Origin of the sequence: Ectopseudomonas oleovorans (assembly GCF_029845265.1) — a bacterium.
Classification (GTDB): Bacteria; Pseudomonadota; Gammaproteobacteria; order Pseudomonadales; family Pseudomonadaceae; genus Aquipseudomonas; species Aquipseudomonas oleovorans.
Window position 1 is genome coordinate 43,481 of sequence record NZ_JAOCLK010000036.1, and the last position, 6,071, is coordinate 49,551.

At 60.4% G+C, this 6,071-nt stretch carries 6 protein-coding genes and 1 pseudogene; 3 read left to right on the forward strand and 4 right to left on the reverse strand.

Annotated elements, in window-relative coordinates; all coding sequences use genetic code 11:
- Positions 1-186 precede the first annotated feature (186 nt).
- The 3 genes from N5J71_RS16920 to N5J71_RS16930 all read left to right on the forward strand — a co-directional run bounded on the left by N5J71_RS16920 (position 187) and on the right by N5J71_RS16930 (position 1,646).
- Positions 187-318 (forward strand): hypothetical protein, encoded by a 132-nt coding sequence (locus N5J71_RS16920; protein ID WP_279917271.1) that lies wholly within the window; start codon positions 187-189, stop codon positions 316-318.
- 103 nt (positions 319-421) lie between these two features.
- Positions 422-1,234, forward strand: coding sequence for a hypothetical protein (locus N5J71_RS16925; protein ID WP_279917272.1), 813 nt, complete (start codon positions 422-424; stop codon positions 1,232-1,234).
- Positions 1,203-1,646: a hypothetical protein gene (locus tag N5J71_RS16930; RefSeq protein ID WP_279917273.1), complete on the forward strand. Its 444-nt coding sequence runs from the start codon at positions 1,203-1,205 to the stop codon at positions 1,644-1,646. Before N5J71_RS16925 ends, N5J71_RS16930 begins: the two co-directional genes overlap by 32 nt.
- A 184-nt stretch (positions 1,647-1,830) precedes the next feature.
- On the opposite strand, the pseudogene N5J71_RS16935 reads toward N5J71_RS16930, so the two are convergent.
- The 4 genes and pseudogenes from N5J71_RS16935 to exaA form a co-directional block, all read right to left on the reverse strand.
- A pseudogene (locus tag N5J71_RS16935) lies at positions 1,831-3,132 on the reverse strand (PQQ-dependent sugar dehydrogenase).
- Positions 3,129-3,557, reverse strand: coding sequence for a DUF2231 domain-containing protein (locus N5J71_RS16940; protein WP_279917274.1), 429 nt, complete (start codon positions 3,555-3,557; stop codon positions 3,129-3,131). Before N5J71_RS16940 ends, N5J71_RS16935 begins: the two are co-directional and overlap by 4 nt.
- Positions 3,558-3,965: 408 nt before the next feature.
- On the reverse strand, positions 3,966-4,625 hold the full coding sequence (locus N5J71_RS16945) for a pentapeptide repeat-containing protein (RefSeq protein WP_084341925.1): 660 nt from the start codon (positions 4,623-4,625) through the stop codon (positions 3,966-3,968).
- 99 nt (positions 4,626-4,724) lie between these two features.
- A partial coding sequence (exaA, locus tag N5J71_RS16950) for a quinoprotein ethanol dehydrogenase (protein WP_279917275.1) occupies positions 4,725-6,071 on the reverse strand: 1,347 nt, incomplete at its 5' end.

The window sequence follows — 6,071 nt, forward strand, 5'->3', positions numbered from 1 at the left end:
GCCGTAATCCCTGCGGCAAAAGGCGCAGTTTGGCTAACGCTGGGTACAGCTTTCAGACTCGCCGCAAGTCATTGAATAGGTGTAGATTGGCGGCGCTGGGCTATGGCGGGCATGCGGTGTTAGACCGGACTCTAAAAGTTAAATCCCGCTCCATTGCTTGGTGAAGGGTTATTCGATGAGGAAGCGATGGCTGAGCAAGTGCTCAAGGCGCTGAAGTATTCGGATGCCGATATGGCGGATATTAAGCGGCTGATGCGCGATACCGGCGCAGCCGTCGAGCAGTTTCAGAAACTGGCGGTAAAGATGCCTAATGTCTAGTTGGGTCTGGATATCGATATCACCGAATATATTCCAGATGAGCTTCTTGAGAAGGGGCGTGACTATGCGGACGAAAAGCTTGCGGACTATATAGGGTGCGACGATGACTGAGTCGGTACGGGTTTACCAAGATGTAACCATTCTCAATACCGAGGAGCGCAAGGCGCTCTATCGGGAGATACTTGAGGAAGACGTTTTCGGCGAGCGCAGCAAGCGCTTTACGCGAGCCTTGAAGACCCTGATGTTCAAGGGCGAAATAGAATCCTATGAACAGGGGGTGGACGATGAGGCGGAATTGGGCGGTCGGCGCGAGAACGACCTGACCCATCTAGTGCCTGCCTACTTGTGCCTGGCATCGCCCGAGGTGTCGGTGGATTTTTTTGTGCAGATACTCGGTCGCTACAATAAAGCTGTGCAAACGAGTGTAGCTGGCCAAATTGTTTCATATCTGAATGGTAGCTTCAGTCTGAGTGAGGCGTATTTCACAAGAGTGCAGTACATAATGTTGGCCTTGGAGCGCCTGGCTCCTTCCGATTCGCTGGTTTGCGGGCTAGGCGAGGACAACTTGATCAGAATGTTCAATCGATTCCTATCTCGAATCAGCTATAAAGCGAACAGTAGCCGTTGTTTATGGCCGCTGTTCTCCGATCAGTTCGATAAGGGCTTTGCCGCGCTACATAAGCAGTTTGGCAGTCGTGAGGAGGATATTATTTTACTTATACAAGGCCTGTTCGGCAGCGCGCCCAATCACCCGGATGCTTATGTTGATGCCGGTTTTATAAACTTCTGTCAGCGGTATTTTTCCCGCACCTTTAGCCCTGAATTTCTAGCTTATTTAGACAATATTTATCAATCAATTCCCGAGGATAGGAGGATTCGTCTGGATGGAGACAAAATTCTACATTTTGCTGAATAAGCTTGACGCGGCAACGTTGGAGCAGGTCGAGCTTAATCTGAGTGCACAGAAAGCTGTCTTTGTTGAGGATGTTGCTTCTCAATGGCAGCCGCTTTACTTGGCGCTTGAGTACGTAGCTCTTCCAGAAAGTATCGAAAAGCCGCAGGCGGATACTTTGATGCTGGGATGGGATGTTGATTTTGACCCAGGTGAGCTAAACGAGGTGGTCGAACCGTTCAAAGCCGCAAAGTTGAACGTCCCAGTTATGCTTTTGGTTCTTGAGGATGGCAGCGCTATCAGGGTGCACTCGCTTGATCCGGAAGAATGGTATGAAGAAAGGGCATTGAGTCCTGTCGGTGTTGAGTTGGTTAGTACCGGGTCTATCACCAATTGGATGTTAGAAATGGCGATGGAGAGCCCCACTAACGACTAACGAAGCTCAATGCATGGCGTCACGGTTATTGATTGTTCCCAGGCTCTGCGTGGGAATGCAGCCCTTGACGCTCCGCGTCCACTTGCCGGGAATTGCACCTCTGAGTCAGCAGGCGACGCAGAGCGTCACGGGCTAGCTCCCACGCGGAGCGTGGGAGCCATGGGGGAGATCGCTTCCCTTAGCCTCACTCACTGCCTTCCCTCACCACCCGCCAAACCGTATTCGCCAGATCATCCGCGACGATCAGCGCGCCGCGCGGATCGACCGTGACGCCCACCGGGCGGCCACGGGTCTTGCCGTCTTCATCGCGAAAGCCGGTGACGAAGTCGATGGGGTCGCCTGCAGGGCGGCCGTTTTCGAAGGGCACGAAGATCACCTTGTAGCCCACCGGGTTCTTGCGGTTCCAGCTGCCGTGCTCGCCGACGAATACGCCGTCGGCATATTGCTCACCCATCACCGAACTGGAGAAGTCCAGGCCCAGGGCTGCAACGTGGGCGCCGAGGGCGTAGTCCGGTTCGATGGCGGCGGCGACCTTGTCCGGATTCTGCGGTTTTACCCGTGGGTCGACGTGCTGGCCGAAGTAGCTGTAGGGCCAGCCGTAGAAGCCACCTTCCTGTACCGAGGTGAGGTAGTCGGGCACCAGATCTTCGCCCAGTTCGTCACGCTCGTTGACTACCGCCCACAGGGTGCCTGTGCCCGGCTGGATGGCCAGTGCGGTGGGGTTGCGCAGGCCAGTGGCGTAGGGCTTGTGGGCGCCGGTTTCGGCGTCCACCTGCCACACCAGAGCACGATCGACTTCGGCTTCCATGCCGCGTTCGGTGATGTTGCTGTTGGAGCCGATGCCGACGTACAGGTAGCGGCCGTCTTCGCTGATGGTCAGCGCCTTGGTCCAGTGGTGATTGATCGCCGATGGCAGGTCGGCGACCTTGCTCGGCGGGCCGCTGGCCTAGGTCTGGCCTTCTTCATAGTCGAAGCGCACCAGCTCGTCCTGGTTGGCCACGTACAGGTTGCCTTCGTGCAGGGCCAGGCCGTAGGGCGCGTTGAGGTCTTCGGCGAACACCGTCTGCAGCTCGTAGCTGCCGTCGCCATCGGCATCGCGCAGCAGGGTGAGGCGGTTGCCGCTTTCCACCGAGGTGTTGCCGCGTGCCTTTATCACACCGGCGATCACGTCTTTGGGCTTTAGCTTGGCCGCGTTACCGCCACGGCCCTCGGCGACGAGGATGTCGCCGTTGGGTAGCACCAGGGTTTGCCGGGGAATCTTCAGGTCGGTGGCGATGGCAGTGACGCTGAACCCTTCGGGCACGATCGGTCGTTGATCACCCCAGGGCGTCGGCTCTGCAATGGTCATGCTCGGCAGGATGCCGCGTTCGGGGGAGGGCAAGTCCGGCTGGGCGCCGTAGAACTGCTGGTTGCTGCCGGGCTCTTCGCCGCAGGCGGTCAACAGCAGGGCGAGGGGCAGGGCGGTCAGTGCGATGGCAGTTTTCATCGGGCATCTCCTGTGCGTGGCCGGGCCATGCCGACCCATGTGGCGGCAATGGCCAGCAAGGTGACGATTACCGACAGAGCCAGGCCCATGGGCATCACGGCCCAGGCGTCCTTGGCGTGCTCCAGCGCATTGATGAAGCCCAGCACCCAGGTAACCAGGAGCAGCAGGAAGTAGGTGAGCGGGCGCGGATTGCGTCGACGGAATAGCCCGACCAGGGCGAACAGCATCGCCAGGCCGGCGAATACCAGAGCGCCGGCGATCAGCCAGGAGGCGAAGTTGCTCCACTGGATCTGGTAGCTGCGGTAGTAGGCGATGTCGGCGATCAGGGCGCCGAGAAACAGCGGCACCTGGCCGCACAGCAGGGTGGCGTGCAAGGGGCTGAGAATGTTGGGGTAGGCGTGCGGAGTTGCAGTGGTGGTGGTCACGGCAGATCCCTCTTGGGCAATGACTGATGACGGCCTGGATGCTGCCGCCTCGATCTGGCTGTTCCTAAGAAGGGATTGCCCTGGGTGGGCATGGTTCAGGTTGTTTTGCTGCTGGGCGGGAGAGCGAGGTTTTTGGTGTGAGGTGTTCGATCTGGTGCTCGCATGGGGTGTAGGAGCGGCTTTAGCCGCGAAGCGCTCTTGAGCATCGCGGCTGAAGCCGCTCCTACAGGAGGGCGTTGAACAACGTAGGGCGGGTGCAGCCCGCCAGAACGCGGATTGTCGTTAGTTGCACTGTCTGTTGGTGGGCTGAAGCCCACCCTACGTGCTCAAGCCCTTTGAGACGGGGGTTGCTCGGGTGTTCAGGTTGGCACTCGCTCCTACGGTAAGGGGTGTTCTTGCGGGATCGGCTCAGTCCCAGCCCTTGGGGCATTGCACGCAGCCGGGCATGTTGGCGTCCTGGAAGTTGCCGAAGCGGGTGCGGGCACCGGTGAGGTTGGCATTCTCCAGGTTGGAGCCGCCGAGCTTCACTTCCTGCAGGTTGGCGTCTTGCAGATGCGCATCTTTCAGATCGGCCTTGCTCAGCCAGGTCATTTCCAGATTGGCCGCCTGCAGTTGGACGTTGTGCAGCTTGGCGCCGGAGAGGCGGGCGAACTCCAGATTGGCGGCGCGCATGTCGGCGCCTTCGAACTGCGCGGCCTGGGCGAACAGGCCCCAGCCGCTGATGGCCACCAGGCTGGCGCCGGACAGGTCGGCCAGGCGCAGGTTGCTCTGTTGCAGGCTGGCGCGGTTGAGTTTGGCGCCGCGCAGCTTGGCCTTTTCCAGGTTGGCCAGGTCAAGGTTGACGTGGCGCAGATCCGCGCCGGAAAGATCGGCGCCGGAAAGATTCATGCGGCGCATGTCCAGGTTGCGCAGGTCGGCGCCGCGCAGGTTGGCGTTGGGGCATTGGCTGTCGGGTTCGATGCGGCAGCCGTTGATCTGCGGTACTCCGTCGTTGTCGGTCTCGGCGCCGATGGCGTGGCTGCCGATTACCAGCAGCAGGACCGGGATAAGCAGGGGCAGGTAGTTCATGGCGAGTCCTCGAATGGGATGGTGGGTGAGGCAGTCGCGGCTAAAGCCCCTCCCACAGGTAGCATGCATGGCGCACCAGGTGCGCCATGCGTTCAGCCTTTAGCGTTGGGCGCTGGCTTTGTCCCAGCTCGGCAGTTTGAACACCCAGAAGGAACCGCCCTGGGCAACCGGTTTGGTCAGCTCGGCCATGTCGCCGCCCCACAGCGGCACGGCGCCGCCGTAGCCGGCAGTTACGCCGATGTACTGCTCACCGTCCTGTTCCCAGGTGACGGGCGGGGAGATGATTCCGGTGCCGACCTGGAACTTCCACAGCTCCTTACCGTTCTTGGCGTCGAAGGCCTTGAAGTAGCCGTCGCCGGTGCCGGTGAATACCAGGTTGCCTTTGGTGGCCAGTACGCCGGCCCATAGCGGCAGGCGCTCCTTGTGCTCCCAGGCGACCTTGCCGGTGGTCGGGTTCATCGCGCGCAGGATGCCGACGTGATCGTCGAACAGACGCTTGATGCGAAAGCCCATGCCCAGGTAGGCGGAGCCTTTTTTGTAGGTGGCTTCCTCGGCCCAGTAGTCCTCCTTCCAGTGGTTGGCCGGGACGTAGAACAGGCCGGTGTCCTGGCTGTAGGCCATCGGGTTCCAGTTCTTACCGCCGAGGAACGGCGGGGAGACTTCGACCACTTCACCCTTGCTTTCACCGGGCTTGGGCTTCGGCGGGCGTTGCCCCGGATTCTCTACCGGGCGACCGGTTTCCAGGTCGATGTGGCTGGCCCAGGTGATCTTGTCGACAAAGGGGAAGGCATTTTTCAGTTTGCCGTTGCTGCGGTCGACCACGTAGAAGAAGCCGTTGCGGTCGGCGTGGGCGGTAGCCTTGGTGACCTTGCCGTCCTTGTCCTTGTAGTCGAACAGCACCAGCTCGTTGTTGCCGGAGAAGTCCCAGGCGTCGTTCGGGGTGTGCTGGTAGAACCACTTCACTTCACCGGTGGTGGGGTCGACGCCAACCTGGCCGGAGGTGTACAGGCTGTCGTAATCCTTGGGATCGCCGCCATCGCTGGTCCGCGCCCAGCCGTTCCACGGCGCCGGGTTGCCGGCGCCGATGATGATGGTGTTGGTCTCGGCATCGAAGCTGGCGCTCTGCCACGGCGCACCACCGCCCTGGCTCCAGGCTTCCTTCTTGCCGGTTGGGTGGTTGGGATCATCCGGCCAGCTCGGCGCTTTGACGTCGCCGGTCGGGGTACTTTCCTTGCCGTTCAGGCGGCCCATGTGGCCTTCGACGAACGGACGCATCCAGACTTCTTCGCCAGTCTCCGGATCGCGGGCGAAGAGTTTGCCGACCACGCCGAACTCATCGCCGGAGCTGCCGTGGATGACCAGCACCTTGCCGGTCTTGCCATCCTTCACGATGGTCGGCGCGCCGGTCATGGTGTAGCCGGCGGAGTGATCACCGAATTTCTTGTT